Raw genomic sequence first — 15,408 nt, 5'->3', positions numbered from 1 at the left:
ATCTAGGTAACCTATGCGCTTTTTCATCCTATCTCCCTTCTCCTGTTCTTAGTCGATAAAGATTCATATCAGAAGTGACCACCTCAACTTCTTCGAAATAAACATCTTTCTGGTAATGTTCTTTCATTATTTTCTTGACTTGATCCATCTTTCCTGAAGAGGGTGACCAAAAGAATAGGATATTCTCCTTATCAATAGCAGAAGAAAGAAGATTACTAGGCTCCTCAACATTATACTTTTTCATTAATTGATAATAATGTGGCGAAAAAGTTTGCCAGTTACCTAAGGTTGTTGTGTTTTCAAGCAACTGATCAGGCTTCCTTCTAATCGTAGCCAAGCTCGGTTGAGAATTGACAAGTGTTCCATAACCGCCAAAAACAAGCAATTTATCAGAATGTTTTTCCACTACATCATGATACTCTGATACCATGGATGATTGAATGATTGGGAACCAGTAAAGTTCTTGTCCCACACTATTTACCCAGGCCATACTCGCCAGCATTCCTACAAGTTGTAGACTATAAAAAATTCCTCTTTTTTTCAACAGTTTACGCTTATTGTAAAATAAGGGCGCATAGTAGATAAAAAAGATTAAAAAGCTAACGATAATCGGGATATAAACACGTTCTACCACTCTCTGCCTAACAAATAGAGCTCCAATTAGTGCAAATGGAACAAGCGGGAGTAACCAGCCATAGACTTTCTTAGGCTTGAAGAACAAAAACCAGCCAACCATAACAAAAAGAAAGGTTGTCAAAATAATATTTTGGAAATAATCTTTCACCATCTGAAATACATTAAAGGAGTACTTCTCAGAGAAAAAACGTACGGATTGAATTTTTGTTAACAACTCATTGTTCAAAGCATCTTTTTCTGCAAACAACCAGTAGGTTGAAGCAGATAAGTCGTTTTCACTGATCCCCAATTCCTGAAATTCCTTGGCATGTTTCTCATACTCAATCGCAGGGAAATCTCTCAAATTGGTACTTAGAGTATTCCAATTTAGGTATTCTTGAACATCTGGTCGCATTAAGGTATAAATTTTATTGGAAGCAAAGATAAGTAAAATGACAGCAGATAACAAGAATAATTCTTTTTTCTTTTTTCCTTTGATTACTTCAAAAGCTAGGAAGGGGAGTAAAAGCAATAATAAACTGGCAATAATTTGTAGCCTAATCGATAAACCTATCAAAGATAAGAGCACTCCAGTTATATATTTTCGATCAAATAATAAAAGTATAGCTGCAGTCGATAATAAATAAGCAATGACTGAAAACGAGAAATACTTCATTAAAACCATTTGAAGTAACATTACTAAGGGAAGTAAGAAATAATGTTTCTTTCTAAAAAAGAACTCCAAATAGATGCTAAAACTCAAGCAAAAACTGAGAGCTAAGAAAATAAAATAAATATTCCAATTTGTAAATAATTGCTGAAGAAATACTAAAGCAGATGATAACAAAATTCCAATATAGGGAAGCAACATATTATCACCAGATAATATGGTTTGATTGACCATGATATCATCAACCACTGGATAATCAAACCCCTTAACTACTCTATAGCCATAAAAAATAAGAAATGGTAGCAACAGCAAACCAATTCGAATCATTCTATCTGTGATTTGTTTATGGGTCATGGAAAACTCTCTCTAAAATTATGATTACTTTATATTCTATCATATTTCAATCAAAAAATCTGTTGAATCAATGCAAATCTCCCCAACCCCTCCATTTGAATTTTCCTTGAAAAACCAGTATAATGAAAGAATACTAAAATGCTAGAAGGGGAGTTAGATGAATCAATCGGTTTCAAACTTAAAATTAGCTGAGCGTGGTGCCATTATCAGCATTTTGACTTATCTTTTCTTATCTGCAGCTAAGCTAGCGACCGGACACCTCCTCCATTCATCCAGTTTGGTGGCTGATGGTTTTAATAACGTTTCAGATATTGTTGGAAATGTTGCCCTTCTCATCGGGATTCGTTTGGCTCGCCAACCGGCAGACAGGGACCATCGCTTCGGTCACTGGAAAATCGAGGACTTGGCAAGTCTCATCACTTCCATCATCATGTTTTACGTTGGATTTGATGTCCTACGTGATACCATCCAAAAGATACTCAGCCGAGAGCAAACCGTCATCGACCCTCTTGGGGCGACTCTGGGAGTCATCTCTGCCATCATCATGTTCGCCGTTTATCTCTACAATACCCATCTGAGCAAGCAGTCTAAGTCCAAGGCCCTCAAGGCTGCAGCTAAGGACAATCTATCAGATGCCGTGACATCTCTTGGAACTTCTATTGCTATCCTGGCTAGTAGCTTCAACTATCCAATAGTGGATAAGTTGGTTGCGATTATCATTACCTTCTTTATTCTTAAAACTGCTTATGATATCTTTATCGAGTCATCCTTCAGCCTTTCTGATGGTTTTGATGAACACTTGCTAGAAGATTACCAAAAGGCTATCATGGAAATTCCTAAGATTAGCAAGGTCAAATCACAACGAGGTCGTACTTACGGAAGCAACATTTATCTGGACATTACTCTCGAGATGAACCCAGATCTCTCTGTTTTTGAAAGTCACGAAATTGCGGATCAGGTCGAATCCATGTTATCAGAACGCTTTGGTGTCTTTGATACAGACATTCATATTGAACCAGCACCAATCCCTGAGGATGAAATTCTAGATAATGTCTATAAAAAATTGCTCATGAGAGAGCAACTGATTGACCAAGGAAATCAACTGGAGGAATTACTTGCAGAAGACTTCATTTATATTCGCCAGGACGGACAAGAACTGGATAAGGGAGCCTATACGGCTGAAAAAGAATTAACCTCTGCCATTAAAGAGCTTCATTTGACTTCTATCAGTCAAAAGACTAAACTCATCCGCTACCAAGTCGGTGATACCATTCATACCAGCATCTGGCGCAGACATGAAACTTGGCAAAATATTTTCCATCAGGAAACAAAAATAGAAAAAGACTAAAGAAAGAGGCCGAGATAAATCTCGACCTCATTTTTTTACTTATTTTGCTACGCTCTTAGCAAGAACGAAGTTTCCTAGTGTAGCTGAACCATTGCCAGCAACAGCTGGAGTCACGATATAGTCACGTACATCTGGAACTGGTAGGTAGCCATTGAGTAGGGCTGTGAATTTCTCACGTACACGGTCAAGCATATGTTGTTGAGCCATAACCCCACCACCAAAGACGATAACATCTGGACGGAAAGTTACAGTCGCATTCACTGCAGCTTGGGCGATATAGTAAGCTTGAACATCCCAGACAGAGTTGTTAAGTTCGATGTTTTCACCACGAACACCTGTACGAGCTTCCAAGCTTGGACCAGCCGCAAAGCCTTCCAAACATCCTTTATGGAATGGACAAACACCGTTGAATTCTTTTTCCTCGTCCATTGGGTGTTTAGCGACATAGTAGTGACCCATTTCAGGGTGACCAACACCACCGATAAACTCACCACGTTGGATAACACCAGCTCCGATACCTGTACCGATTGTGTAATAAACCAAGTTTTCAATACGACCGCCGGCATTGTTACGAGCTACCACTTCACCGTAAGCAGAACTGTTTACGTCTGTTGTGAAATACATAGGCACGTTTAGAGCGCGACGGAGGGCACCAAGCAAGTCAACATTTGCCCAGTGAGGTTTTGGTGTAGTTGTGATAAAGCCATATGTTTTTGAATTTTTGTCGATATCAATTGGACCAAATGAACCAATTGCAAGACCTGCAAGATTATCAAATTTTGAAAAGAACTCGATCGTTTTATCGATTGTTTCAATAGGAGTCGTTGTTGGAAATTGTACTTTTTCTACAACGTTAAAGTTTTCATCACCGACAGCACAGACAAATTTTGTACCGCCCGCTTCCAAGCTTCCATATAATTTTGTCATGATAAACCTCTAGTTTTTATTTTCTCTATTATAGCATATTTCCAGAAGGAAAGTTGCTCAATACTTTAGTTTTTCCTCTGTAAATTTTAAGATTCAATCAAAAACGAACAAACATAACATTTGTTCGTTTTTTTGATTTATTAAGCTTTAACTTCGATGATTGCATCACCCTTAGCAACTGATCCAGAAGCAACTGGATTTACTGAAGCAAAGTCCGCAGTGTTTGTCACGATAACCATTGTTGTGTTATCAAGGCCTGCAGCAGCAATCTTAGCTGAGTCAAATGTTCCAAGAACATCTCCAGCTTTAACCTTGTCACCTTGAGCAACTTTATGGTTGAATCCTTCACCGTTCATTGAAACAGTGTCGATACCAACGTGGATCAAGATTTCAGCTCCGTTAGCTGTTCTTAGGCCATAAGCATGTCCTGTTGGGAAGACAATTGTCACTTCAGCATCAGCTGGTGCGTAAACGACATCTTCACTAGGTTTTACAGCGATACCTTGTCCCATAGCTCCACTTGAGAAGACTGGATCATTCACATTTGAAAGAGCAACGACATCACCAACGATTGGTGTTTGAATAACACCTTCGCTCGGTGCAACAACAGCACCAGTAACTGCTTCGTCAGCTAAACGTTCAGTCGTAGCTTCTGAAGCCACTTCTGCTTCATCTTCATAACCAAACATGTAAGTAAGAGCAAAACCAAGAGCGAATGATACAGCTACCATAAGAAGGTATTGTGGAAGTTGTCCGTTACCAATGTAAAGCATTGTACCAGGGATGATTGTGATACCATTACCAGTACCAGCAAGACCAAGGATTGAAGCAAGTCCACCACCGACTGCACCAGCGATCAATGAAAGGAAGAATGGTTTACGGAAACGCAAGTTAACCCCGAAGATAGCAGGCTCAGTAATACCTAGGAAGGCAGAAAGAGCAGCTGGGAAAGCAAGTGTTTTAAGTTTAGGATTTTTAGTTTTCACACCAACGGCTACAGTAGCAGCACCTTGAGCAGTCATGGCAGCTGTGATGATAGCGTTGAATGGGTTAACATGGTCAGCAGCAAGCAATTGAACTTCAAGCAAGTTGAAGATGTGGTGAACACCTGATACGACGATAACTTGGTGAACTCCACCAATCAAGAAACCACCAAGACCAAATGGCAAGTTAAGGATAGCTTTTGTTCCAAGAAGGATATAGTTTTCAACAACGTGGAAGACTGGTCCGATAACAAACAAACCAAGAATTGACATTACGAGGAGTGTTACGAATGGTGTTACCAAGAGGTCAAGAACATCTGGAACAACCTTACGAACAGCTTTTTCAAACTTAGCTCCGACAACCCCGATGATGAAGGCTGGAAGAACTGAACCTTGCAAACCAACAACTGGGATAAATCCGAAGAAGTTCATAGCAGTTACTTCTCCACCAGAAGCAACAGCCCAGGCATTTGGAAGTGAACCTGAAACGAGCATCATACCAAGAACGATACCAACGGCTGGGTTACCACCGAATACACGGAAGGTTGACCAAACAACCAAACCTGGCAAGATGATAAAGGCTGTGTCAGTCAAGATTTGAGTGTAAGTTGTCACATCTTCTGGAAGTGTCATTCCAAGAGCATTCAAGAGACCACGAACTCCCATGAAGAGACCAGTTGCTACGATAACTGGAATGATTGGAACAAAGACGTCACCGAAAGTACGGATGGCACGTTGGAACCAATTTCCTTGTTTAGCAGCTTCTGCCTTCATCTCATCCTTAGATGATGTTGGCAAGCCAAGAGCTACGACTTCATCGTACATCTTGTTAACTGTACCTGTACCAAAGATAATTTGGTATTGACCTGAGTTAAAGAAAGCACCTTGAACTTTTTCCAAGTTCTCAATAGCATCTTTGTTAATCTTCGCTTCATCTTTAACCATAACACGAAGGCGAGTCGCACAGTGGGCTACACTGTTAACATTCTCACGTCCGCCCAAGGCTTCGATGACTTTTTTTGCAATTTCTGTATTCGTCATTTGCAAAAATCTCCTTATAAAATTTTTTCTTGTTTGAAAGCGATTTTATCCGCCCTACGAATATTATTCTATCACGTTTAAAAAATATGTCAAGCGTTTTGCAGAAAAAATTTTGCTATTTTTTATTTTTTGATTGTTTTTGCTATTTTTTCATCAATGCAGCAATAAACACCCTATAAACTCAAGGTTCTTACTTTAAAATTTTCAAAAACTTTCATATTTTCATTATTTTCCATAAAATAGTGCTTCTATATTCTGTCAAACGTTTGACATTTTTTTCGTTAATTTAGTGTAAAAGACTTGCTTTTTTATAAGGAAACGTTTACTATAAAGATAGTAGAATTTTATGGAGGAAATAGAAATGGAATGGACTACTGAACGTCGTTACAGACGTTACGAAGATTGGACACAAGAAGAAAGAAAAGAAATCCAAGAAAAGATGGCGCAATCCCCATGGCATGTCAGCTATCACATTGAACCAAAGGAAGGACTTCTCAACGATCCAAACGGTTTTTCTTATTTTGATGGTAAGTGGATTGTCTTTTACCAAAACTTCCCCTTTGGAGCAGCCCACGGCTTGAAATCTTGGGTTCAACTTGAGAGTGACGATTTGGTGCACTTTACTGAAACAGGTGTAAAAATCTTACCTGATACTCCACTGGATAGCCACGGCGCTTACTCAGGATCTGCTATGCAGTTTGGTGATCAATTGTTCCTTTTCTATACAGGAAATGTCCGTGATGAAAATTGGGTTCGCCACCCTTATCAGATTGGTGCCTTGATGGATAAGGACGGTAAGATTGAAAAAATTGACAAAGTTTTGATTGATCAACCTGCTGATACTACTGACCACTTCCGCGATCCACAGATTTTCAACTTTAAAGGACAATACTACGCTATCGTTGGTGGTCAAGACTTGGAGAAAAAAGGTTTTGTCCGTCTCTACAAAGCGGTCGATAACGATTATACAAACTGGCAAGAAGTTGGTGATTTGGACTTCAACAATGACCGTACTGCCTATATGATGGAGTGCCCGAACCTCGTCTTTGTTGGAGAACAGCCTGTCCTTCTCTACTGCCCACAAGGTTTGGATAAAAAGGTTCTTGACTATGACAACATCTATCCAAATATGTATAAAATCGGTGCTTCCTTTGATCCTGAAAATGCTCGTATGGTAGATGTTTCTGAACTACACAATCTAGACTATGGTTTCGAAGCATATGCTACTCAAGCCTTCAATGCTCCTGATGGACGCGCTCTTGCTGTTAGTTGGCTTGGTTTGCCAGATGTGTCTTATCCATCTGATCGTTTTGATCACCAAGGGACTTTCTCATTGGTCAAGGAACTTACCATTAAAGATGGCAAACTCTATCAGTATCCTGTAGCTGCTATCAAAGAACTCCGTGCTTCAGAAGAGGAATTTTCAAATCGTTCTGAAACTAAGAACACCTACGAACTTGAGCTGAACTTAGAGGCTAATAGCCAAAGTGAAATCATCCTTCTTGCTGATAAAGACGGAAAGGGGCTATCTATCAATTTCGATCTTGTCAATGGCCAAGTAACCGTTGACCGCAGTCAAGCAGGTGAGCAATATGCTCAAGAATTTGGAACTACTCGCTCATGTTCAATCGACAACCAAGCTACTACTGTAAATATCTTCATCGATAATTCAGTCTTTGAAATTTTCATCAATAAAGGAGAAAAAGTATTTTCTGGTCGTGTCTTCCCTCACAAAGATCAAAATGGAATCCTCATTAAATCTGGAAACCCAACTGGAACTTACTACGAATTAGAATATGGTCGCAAAACTAACTGATGTCGCAAAATTAGCTGGCGTCAGCCCTACTACTGTTTCACGTGTCATCAATAAAAAAGGTTATCTGTCAGAAAAAACCATTCAAAAGGTCAATGACGCTATGCGTGAACTGGGCTATAAACCCAATAACTTAGCTCGAAGTCTTCAAGGAAAATCAGCCAAGTTAATTGGGTTGATTTTCCCAAAAATCAGCCATGTTTTCTATGCTGAATTGATTGACAAATTGGAACACGAACTCTTCAAAAAAGGCTACAAGACGATCATCTGTAACAGTGAGCACGATTCGGAAAAAGAACGTGAGTATCTTGAAATGCTAGAAGCTAATCAAGTGGATGGCATTATCTCTGGTAGCCATAACTTGGGAATTGAAGACTACAATCGCGTAACAGCTCCTATCATTTCTTTTGACCGAAACCTATCACCAGACATTCCTGTCGTTTCTTCTGATAACTATGCTGGTGGAGTCCTTGCAGCTCAAACTTTAGAGAAAACTGGAGCTAAGTCTGTCATTATGATTACAGGTAATGACAACTCCAATTCACCAACTGGACTTCGCCATGCAGGCTTTGCTTCTATCTTCCCAAAAGCTCCCATTATCAATATTTCCAGTGACTTTTCACCCCTCCGCAAGGAAATGGAAATCAAAAGTATCCTGACCAAACAAAAACCAGATGCTATTTTCGCATCGGATGATTTGACTGCCATCTTGGTAATGAAGATTGCTCAGGAACTTGGTATTTCTGTTCCAGAACAACTTAAGGTTATTGGTTATGATGGAACTTATTTTATCGAGAATTTCTATCCTCACCTTACTACCATTAAACAACCTTTAGGAGAAATTGCTCGCCTGACAGTTGATTTACTCCTTCAAAAAATCGAAGGAAAAAAAGTTGCCACAACCGGTTATTTCTTACCAGTCAGCCTCTTACCAGGTAAAAGTATTTAATACTCTTCGAAAATCTCTTCAAACCACGTCAGCTTCCATCTGCAACCTCAAAACAGTGTTTTGAGCAGCCTGCGGCTAACTTCCTAGTTTGTTCTTTGATTTTCATTGAGTATAAACAAAAAAACTCAGACTAGATTCGTCTGAGTTTTTCTTATGATCTTAATTTTTTCAAAAGAGTCTGGGCTTTTTCTAAATTAAAGGTTTTTTCAGCAATCAAGCTTTCAACCAACTTAGGTACTTCTGCCTCAGTCGCACCTGCTAAAAGTGCTAACGATTTTGCCTGAAGTTTCATGTGTCCATGCTGAATCCCTGTACTAACAAGAGCTTTAAGGGCCGCAAAATTCTGTGCAAGACCAATTGACACGATAATTTGAGCCAATTCTTTGGCAGATGGATGACCTAGCAACTCATGACTGAGTACGACTCGAGGATTGAGACCAATAGATCCACCCTTGGTGGCAACTGGCATCGGCATGGTTATCTCTCCAATAAGCTCTTCGTTTTCCAAATCTATAGTCCAACGACTAAGTCCTCGATAGGCGCCATCATGACTTGCATAGGCATGCGCTCCCGCTTCTATAGCACGCCAATCATTTCCAGTAGCAATCAAGAGAGCATCGATTCCGTTAAAGATTCCCTTGTTGTGAGTCGCTGCTCGATAAGGATCTGCCTGAGCAAACTGACTGGCTAAAACCATTTTTTCCGCTAGTTCACGCGCTTCATCCTTCTGGCGACTCAAATAACGAAAGGCGATGCGACAAGTTGCAGTTACTAGAGAATCTGTGGCATAGTTGGATAGGATCCCCATTAAACTTTGCCCTTGACTGAGAGCCTCTAGACTTGGTTTTAAAGCTTCAAGCATGGTATTGAGCATATTAGCTCCCATGGCTTCCTGAGTATCGACATGGAGATAAACTACTAAAAAGTCAGCCTCACCAGAAATTTTTTCAACTGTTAGCTCTCTCGCTCCACCACCACGTTTGACAATAGAGGGATAGGCTTGATTTGCCAGTTCCATCAGTTCCGACTTTTGACTCAGAATAGCCTGACGAGCTTGGTCACTATCTGGGACTTGATAGAGAGCCACTTGACCGATCATTTGACGTTGGTGAACCTGAGCAGTAAAACCTCCAGCACGCTTGATAATTTTGCTGGCAAAACTAGCTGCAGCAACTACAGATGGTTCTTCGGTCACATAGGGAACTGTGTATTCTTGACCATTCACCAGAACTTCTGGAACGATTGAGTATGGAAGTGAGAAGGTTCCTACCACATTTTCACTCAGTTGGTCCGCAACTGCTAGACTGAGATTCTCATTTTGCTCAAGACTTTCTTGGGATTCAATAGTAGTAAGCGCCTGAGACTTAACGAACTCTAGGCGCTCTTGAATTGATTTTTTAGCAAATCCATTCCAATTTTTTTTCATTATTTTTCAACCTTGCTGTAGCGACGTTGGTGGTCTACAATTTCAACAAGGGCATAGTCTTGCCCTTCATAACCTGACATCGTTGCAGATCCAGACTCATCTAAGTTGGCTTCCTCAAAGAAGATTCGTTCATAGTCAGCAACACTCAAAGCTTGACGTTGATCTAGCAAGTCTAAGCGATTTTTCCGCAATTGCTTTTCAAAACCTTCAACCAATTCCACACTGAAGAACTCAGATACAGCACCACTTCCGTAGCTATAGAGAGCTAGCTTGTCCCCTGCTTTGAGACTATCAGAGTTTTCAAGAAGAGACAAGAGTCCTAAAAAGAGTGAACCCGTATAGATATTCCCAACCTTTTGGCTGTAAATAATGGACTCATCAAAGTGTTTTTGAAGTAAATCCTTTTTCTCTTGAGGTAGAGATTTATCAAGGATTTTTTTCAATCCCTTGAGAGCTAGCTTTGGATATGGCAAATGGAAACAAATAGCTTCAAAATCATTCAAGTCGCAATCATAACGCTTTTGGTACTCTTCCCAAGTCGTTTTTAAGCTATCCAGATACTGCTGTGTTGAGTAGACTCCATTTACAAATGGTGTTGTTGAATAATTTGGACGCCAAAAATCCATAATATCACGAGTCTGCGCAACGTTATCATTATTAAAAATCATAACACTCGGATTTTGGCTAATCAACATGGCAACACAGCCTGCTCCCTGAGTTGGTTCTCCAGGAGTTTCGACACCATATCTCGCAATATCACTCGCAAGCACCAAAACCTTCGATTTAGGAGAATTTTCTACATGTAACTTAGCATAGTGAAGGGCCGCAGTTGCACCATAGCAAGCTTCCTTGATTTCAAAACTACGAGCAAATGGTTGAATTCCAAGCAAACCGTGTACAAAAACCGCAGCCGCTTTACTCTGGTCAACCCCAGATTCTGTCGCTACGATAACCATATCAATCTCTTGCTTATCTTCTTCTGTTAGGATAGAATTTCCTGCACTAGCAGCCAAGGTCACAATATCCTCTGTTAACGGAGCAATACTCAATTCTTTTAAAAGGAGTCCTTTACTCAATTTTTCAGGATCAATTCCTCGGGTTTCTGCTAAATCTTGTAATTTCAAAACGTATTGACTGGTCGCAAAACCAATCTTATCAATACCGATTTTCATATTTACCTCTATTTTTATCATTCATTGTAAAAATTCGTTCACCTCTATTTTATCATAATTGAGGTCAAATGCGCGAAAAAAGACTTGATTCACCAAATCAAGTTCATTTTAAAAACCTTAGCTCATTTTGAAACTAGCTCAACAGACAGAACTAAGAACCCAAAAAGAATCGAGCTCTAGTTAACTCGATTCTTTTTGAGATAATAGTACAATTTCAACAAAACTGTTCCACTGGCCATTCCAATGGAGATAACCAGGGCCAACATCATAACTAACATAGCACTAGAAATGGCGTGACCGTAGTCACCTGTAACGAAGAAGGAAGTCGTTCGATAGGACAGATATCCTGGTACTAGAGGCGCTAAGGTAGCAAGAGCAAAGACAACTGCTGGTGTTTTATAGAGAATACTCATAATCTGGCTAAGACAAGAACCAATCACAGCAGCGATAAAGGTCGCCAAAATAACATTTGTTGGCTCCTTGAGCATCAGATAGAGCAACCAGATAGACATTCCCAAGACTCCACCAGGGATGAGCATGGAACGTTGGACATTTAAAACGATTAGAAAAGTGATAATAGCCAGCAGACTCGCAAGAGCTTGCAATAAAAATGTTGTTAGAGTCATATTAATTCATCAGTACTAGGGCGACAGATGTGCCTGCCCCTAAAGCAAGGGTAATCAGCAAGGATTCAAACATCTTGCTCATACCAGAGTTGATGTGGTTGGTCATAATATCTCTTACGGCATTGGTCAAGGCAATTCCAGGTACAAATGGCATGACCGCACCTGCAATGACCAAATCAGCTGTTGATGGTAAACCGGAATAGCGCGCCCAGAATTGTGCAATCAAGCCAAAGACAAAGGCTCCTGCAAAAGCTGTCATAAAGGGAATACGGATAAATTTTTCTACATAGAGCGAACAGGTGAAGGCAAATAAGGTCGCCACTCCCGCTCCAATCGCATCGTAGGTATTGCCGCCGAACATGATTGAAAAGAAAGGAGCACTGAGGGTAGCAGCAACCGTCAATTGAACATTGGTATAAGGTGAGGGCTTGGAATTCAATTCCTTTAGTTGGATAAAGGCTGTCTCCAAATCAAGCTGTCCCGACACAAGTTGCCGTGAAATCTGATTGACATCACACACCTTTTCAATATTATAAGCAGAGGAGGTTACTCGCTTCATGCGAGAAATATTTGTATTTTCAATGGAGAAAAAAATGGCGGCAGGCATGGCTAAAACATTACAATCCATAATGCCCTGTGAATGAGCAATCCGAATCATGGTATCTTCAACACGATAAATCTCAGATCCATTTCGAAGCAGAATCGTTCCTGCAAGCATAATGACATCAATCACTGCATTCAGTTTTTTTGATTCGTCCATGTTTCCCTCCTTTGTCAAACTCCATTTTATTTTATCATAATTTCGGAGGAAAAAAAATCTTTGTCACAAAAACTGTGACAAAGATTGGTTAGTTATCTGTGTTATGTTCGTTCACATGAGTTTGCGAAGACGAAGATGGAGTTGTTGAACCTTGTGATGGCACTGTATTGTCCGTTCTATTAGTATTGCGCTGGCTTGAAGATGGGACAGAAGAAGATGATGGTGGTGTTTTCGGTTTATAGATAGAAATCTTAATACGGGTCGTACTTAAATCTATTTTTTCACCTGATTTTGGACTTTGACTAACTACTGTATCTTCAGCAGTGCCTTCTGGAGCTGTAGAGACTTCTACCACTTCAATATTAGCCTCTTTTACACCTACTATCTGAATCAAGTTATTCTTGGTAAATTCAAGACTTGATCCAATATAACTTGGCATGGTCACGGTCGTCACCTTCTTAGCAACGGTCAAGGTAATCTCTGTCGCCTTACTAAGATCATAAGTGGTTCCTTCTGACAGACTCTGTTTCATAACAAGGCCTGCCTCTGTTTCATTTGATTCCTCTTCTACAACTTTGATGAGATTTTCAGGAACTTTTTTCGCTATCAACTCTGCAATGACATCAGTAGATTTTCGACCAATGTAATTGCCAATCTTAAAGGATTGCTTACCAGATGAAATAATCAAATTAATCTTACTTCCCTCTTTACGGTTACTACCTGCTTCAGGGTCTGTTCGAATAACTCGCCCTACCTCCACTGTTTCGCTAGCCTCAGTCTTTTCATCACCAACTTCAAAGTTGGCTTTTTTCAAGGTTTCCTTGGCTTCAGCGACTGTTTGTCCTGCCACATTTGGAATATCGATGGTAGCTGGTGTTCTAGATAAAATCCACACCAGAGAAGCGGCAACCAGTACAAAACTTGCCAGTAGAACTAGATAACGTGCTTTAAAACGACGTTTTTTCACTGGTTTTTCCTCGGATTTTTTAGCATCTACTTCTGGGATAGCTTTAGTTGCCTGATGGTTTTCTGACTGTGGTTGAACCTTAGGAATAGAGGTCAAGGTTGTCTGAGAAACCTTTGGTAATGTCTTTGTGTCTGCCTTAGTGGTATCATCAAAAACAAGTTTAGGTTCATTTCTGCGGTTATAAGATAGACTGCTAGATAAATCAACATACATCTCTGAAACCGACTGGTATCGATCTGTAAGCTTTTTAGCAGTTGCTTTGATGACCACATTCTCCAAAGCTTGGGGAACAGATGGATTTTCAGCTATAACTGACGGAAGAGGTTTTTGGAAATGCTGGAGTGCAATAGTCACTGCACTATCACCATCATAAGGGATATGGCCTGTTAGCATCTCGTAGAAGATAATCCCCATGGCATAGATGTCACTTTGGAACGTTGCTTTTGAACCACGAGCCTGCTCAGGTGACAAGTAGTGAACAGAACCCAACATGGAGTTGGTCTGAGTCAGACTGGTCTCTGCAAAGGCTACGGCAATCCCGAAATCCGTTACCTTGGCCGTTCCATCAGGAGTTAAAAGAATATTTTGAGGTTTTAAGTCACGATGGACAATACCTTTAGTGTGCGCCAAGCGCATCGCCAAGAGAATCTGACCCATGATACGGACAGCTTCTTCATTTGAGAGGGGATAGTGTTCTTTGATATAGCGCTTGAGATCAAGACCAGCTACATATTCCATAGCTAGGTACTGTTGACCGTCCTCTTCGCCGATATCCGTTATCCGAACGATATGGGGATGATCTAAGTCAGCCATTGCACGTGCTTCACGCTGAAAACGAGCAACAGCAATCGGGTCAGTCTGGTAGTTAGTCCTCAAGACCTTTACAGCTACCTCTTCCCCATCTAAAATCAAATCCTTGGCCAGGTAGACATCTGCCATACCTCCACGGCCAATTTGTTTGATAATCCGATACCGCCCGGCAAAAATCTTGCCGATTTGGATCATTCTGCCGCCTCCTCCTTAATCGAAACAAGGGCTACTGTAATATTATCAAGCCCTCCGGCATTGTTGGCAAAGCGTACCAAGGTGGCTGCCTTATCATCAAGAGAGATATCGCTTGTCACAATATCATAGATCTCACTGCCTGAAATCATATTGGTTAGACCGTCACTATTCATGACCAGATAGTCACCTGCTTCCAAGCTGACAATTCCTAAGTCAGGTTGAATTTCGTCTTTTTGCCCAATAGATTGGGTGATGATATTCTTTTGTGGATGTGCTTCAGCCTCTTCAGGTGTCAATTGACCTGCCTTGAGCAATTCATTAACCAAAGAATGATCACTTGTCAGTTGACGGTATTCTTCACCACGAATGAGACCAATTCTAGAATCTCCAATATGGGCATAAATAGCCTGATTATCAATAATAGCAAGTGCCTCTAATGTTGTCCCCATTCCCTTATAGGCTTCATCACGACCCATTTGATAAATCTTTTGATTTTCAACTTCTAGATGGTGGGCAAACCATTCGCGAACTTCATTAACGGTGTCAATATGAGTATCAACCCAGGCAACACCTAAATCAGTTACCGCCATTTCGCTAGCAATATTACCTGCACGGTGTCCTCCCATCCCGTCAGCCAAGATGATCATTGTACGACCGGCACGGTTGACAAAAAGATTGACATAGTCTTGATTATTTGTACGTTTCTGACCCACATCTGTTAATAATGAAATCTCCATTGTGTCAGTTCCTTC

General features: G+C 40.4%; 12 protein-coding genes. 3 read left to right on the top strand and 9 right to left on the bottom strand.

Annotated features, from left to right (window positions below; translation table 11 throughout):
* Positions 1-28: 28 nt before the first annotated feature.
* Positions 29-1,639 (bottom strand): hypothetical protein, encoded by a 1,611-nt coding sequence (locus K1I67_RS02810; protein WP_223338669.1) that lies wholly within the window; start codon positions 1,637-1,639, stop codon positions 29-31.
* A gap of 157 nt (positions 1,640-1,796) precedes the next feature.
* Here K1I67_RS02810 and K1I67_RS02805 point away from each other — a divergent pair, with 157 nt between their 5' ends.
* Complete coding sequence (locus K1I67_RS02805; RefSeq protein WP_045615335.1) at positions 1,797-2,987, top strand: cation diffusion facilitator family transporter; 1,191 nt, start codon at positions 1,797-1,799, stop codon at positions 2,985-2,987.
* 39 nt (positions 2,988-3,026) lie between these two features.
* Here the strand turns inward: K1I67_RS02805 and scrK are convergent, their stop codons facing one another.
* Entirely contained in the window at positions 3,027-3,914 is an 888-nt protein-coding gene (gene scrK / locus K1I67_RS02800; protein ID WP_223338668.1) for a fructokinase ScrK, read from the bottom strand.
* A 140-nt stretch (positions 3,915-4,054) separates the two neighbouring features.
* Positions 4,055-5,938, bottom strand: a complete 1,884-nt coding sequence (locus K1I67_RS02795; RefSeq protein ID WP_223338667.1) for a sucrose-specific PTS transporter subunit IIBC — start codon at positions 5,936-5,938, stop codon at positions 4,055-4,057.
* 361 nt (positions 5,939-6,299) lie between these two features.
* Between K1I67_RS02795 and K1I67_RS02790 the strand changes: the two genes are divergently transcribed.
* Together K1I67_RS02790 and K1I67_RS02785 are read left to right on the top strand one after the other, a co-directional pair.
* Positions 6,300-7,754, top strand: a complete 1,455-nt coding sequence (locus K1I67_RS02790; protein ID WP_223338666.1) for a sucrose-6-phosphate hydrolase — start codon at positions 6,300-6,302, stop codon at positions 7,752-7,754.
* The gene (locus tag K1I67_RS02785; protein WP_223338665.1) at positions 7,735-8,700 is read left to right on the top strand and encodes a LacI family DNA-binding transcriptional regulator; all 966 of its coding nucleotides are present in this window, start codon (positions 7,735-7,737) and stop codon (positions 8,698-8,700) included. The genes K1I67_RS02790 and K1I67_RS02785 overlap by 20 nt, the downstream gene beginning before the upstream one ends.
* Before the next feature lie 151 nt (positions 8,701-8,851).
* On the opposite strand, the gene K1I67_RS02780 is transcribed toward K1I67_RS02785, so the two are convergent.
* The 6 genes from K1I67_RS02780 to K1I67_RS02755 all read right to left on the bottom strand — a co-directional run bounded on the left by K1I67_RS02780 (position 8,852) and on the right by K1I67_RS02755 (position 15,393).
* Complete coding sequence (locus K1I67_RS02780; RefSeq protein ID WP_223338664.1) at positions 8,852-10,126, bottom strand: hydroxymethylglutaryl-CoA reductase, degradative; 1,275 nt, start codon at positions 10,124-10,126, stop codon at positions 8,852-8,854.
* Positions 10,126-11,298 (bottom strand): hydroxymethylglutaryl-CoA synthase, encoded by a 1,173-nt coding sequence (locus K1I67_RS02775; protein WP_223338663.1) that lies wholly within the window; start codon positions 11,296-11,298, stop codon positions 10,126-10,128. The genes K1I67_RS02780 and K1I67_RS02775 overlap by 1 nt, the downstream gene beginning before the upstream one ends.
* 176 nt (positions 11,299-11,474) lie before the next feature.
* A complete protein-coding gene (locus K1I67_RS02770) occupies positions 11,475-11,924 on the bottom strand; it encodes a threonine/serine exporter family protein (protein WP_223338662.1) in 450 nt (149 codons plus the stop codon).
* 1 nt (position 11,925) lies between these two features.
* Positions 11,926-12,684 (bottom strand): threonine/serine exporter family protein, encoded by a 759-nt coding sequence (locus K1I67_RS02765; protein ID WP_223338661.1) that lies wholly within the window; start codon positions 12,682-12,684, stop codon positions 11,926-11,928.
* An 88-nt stretch (positions 12,685-12,772) separates the two neighbouring features.
* Positions 12,773-14,656 (bottom strand): Stk1 family PASTA domain-containing Ser/Thr kinase, encoded by a 1,884-nt coding sequence (gene pknB, locus K1I67_RS02760; protein WP_223338660.1) that lies wholly within the window; start codon positions 14,654-14,656, stop codon positions 12,773-12,775.
* Positions 14,653-15,393: a Stp1/IreP family PP2C-type Ser/Thr phosphatase gene (locus K1I67_RS02755; protein WP_223338659.1), complete on the bottom strand. Its 741-nt coding sequence runs from the start codon at positions 15,391-15,393 to the stop codon at positions 14,653-14,655. The genes pknB and K1I67_RS02755 overlap by 4 nt, the downstream gene beginning before the upstream one ends.
* Positions 15,394-15,408: the final 15 nt, after the last annotated feature.

Source organism: Streptococcus infantis, from assembly GCF_019929575.1.
Lineage (GTDB): Bacteria > Bacillota > Bacilli > Lactobacillales > Streptococcaceae > Streptococcus > Streptococcus infantis_L.
The sequence above is the reverse complement of the archived record's forward strand: the minus strand, read 5'-3'. Positions and strand labels throughout refer to the sequence as shown.

Bases quoted from the DNA above. Each gene is read 5' to 3' on its own strand.
- K1I67_RS02810 (WP_223338669.1), bottom strand. From the start codon at position 1,639: ATGACCCATAAACAAATCACAGATAGAATGATTCGAATTGGTTTGCTG.
- K1I67_RS02805 (WP_045615335.1), top strand. From the start codon at position 1,797: ATGAATCAATCGGTTTCAAACTTAAAATTAGCTGAGCGTGGTGCCATT.
- scrK (WP_223338668.1), bottom strand. From the start codon at position 3,914: ATGACAAAATTATATGGAAGCTTGGAAGCGGGCGGTACAAAATTTGTC.
- K1I67_RS02795 (WP_223338667.1), bottom strand. From the start codon at position 5,938: ATGACGAATACAGAAATTGCAAAAAAAGTCATCGAAGCCTTGGGCGGA.
- K1I67_RS02790 (WP_223338666.1), top strand. From the start codon at position 6,300: ATGGAATGGACTACTGAACGTCGTTACAGACGTTACGAAGATTGGACA.
- K1I67_RS02785 (WP_223338665.1), top strand. From the start codon at position 7,735: ATGGTCGCAAAACTAACTGATGTCGCAAAATTAGCTGGCGTCAGCCCT.
- K1I67_RS02780 (WP_223338664.1), bottom strand. From the start codon at position 10,126: ATGAAAAAAAATTGGAATGGATTTGCTAAAAAATCAATTCAAGAGCGC.
- K1I67_RS02775 (WP_223338663.1), bottom strand. From the start codon at position 11,298: ATGAAAATCGGTATTGATAAGATTGGTTTTGCGACCAGTCAATACGTT.
- K1I67_RS02770 (WP_223338662.1), bottom strand. From the start codon at position 11,924: ATGACTCTAACAACATTTTTATTGCAAGCTCTTGCGAGTCTGCTGGCT.
- K1I67_RS02765 (WP_223338661.1), bottom strand. From the start codon at position 12,684: ATGGACGAATCAAAAAAACTGAATGCAGTGATTGATGTCATTATGCTT.
- pknB (WP_223338660.1), bottom strand. From the start codon at position 14,656: ATGATCCAAATCGGCAAGATTTTTGCCGGGCGGTATCGGATTATCAAA.
- K1I67_RS02755 (WP_223338659.1), bottom strand. From the start codon at position 15,393: ATGGAGATTTCATTATTAACAGATGTGGGTCAGAAACGTACAAATAAT.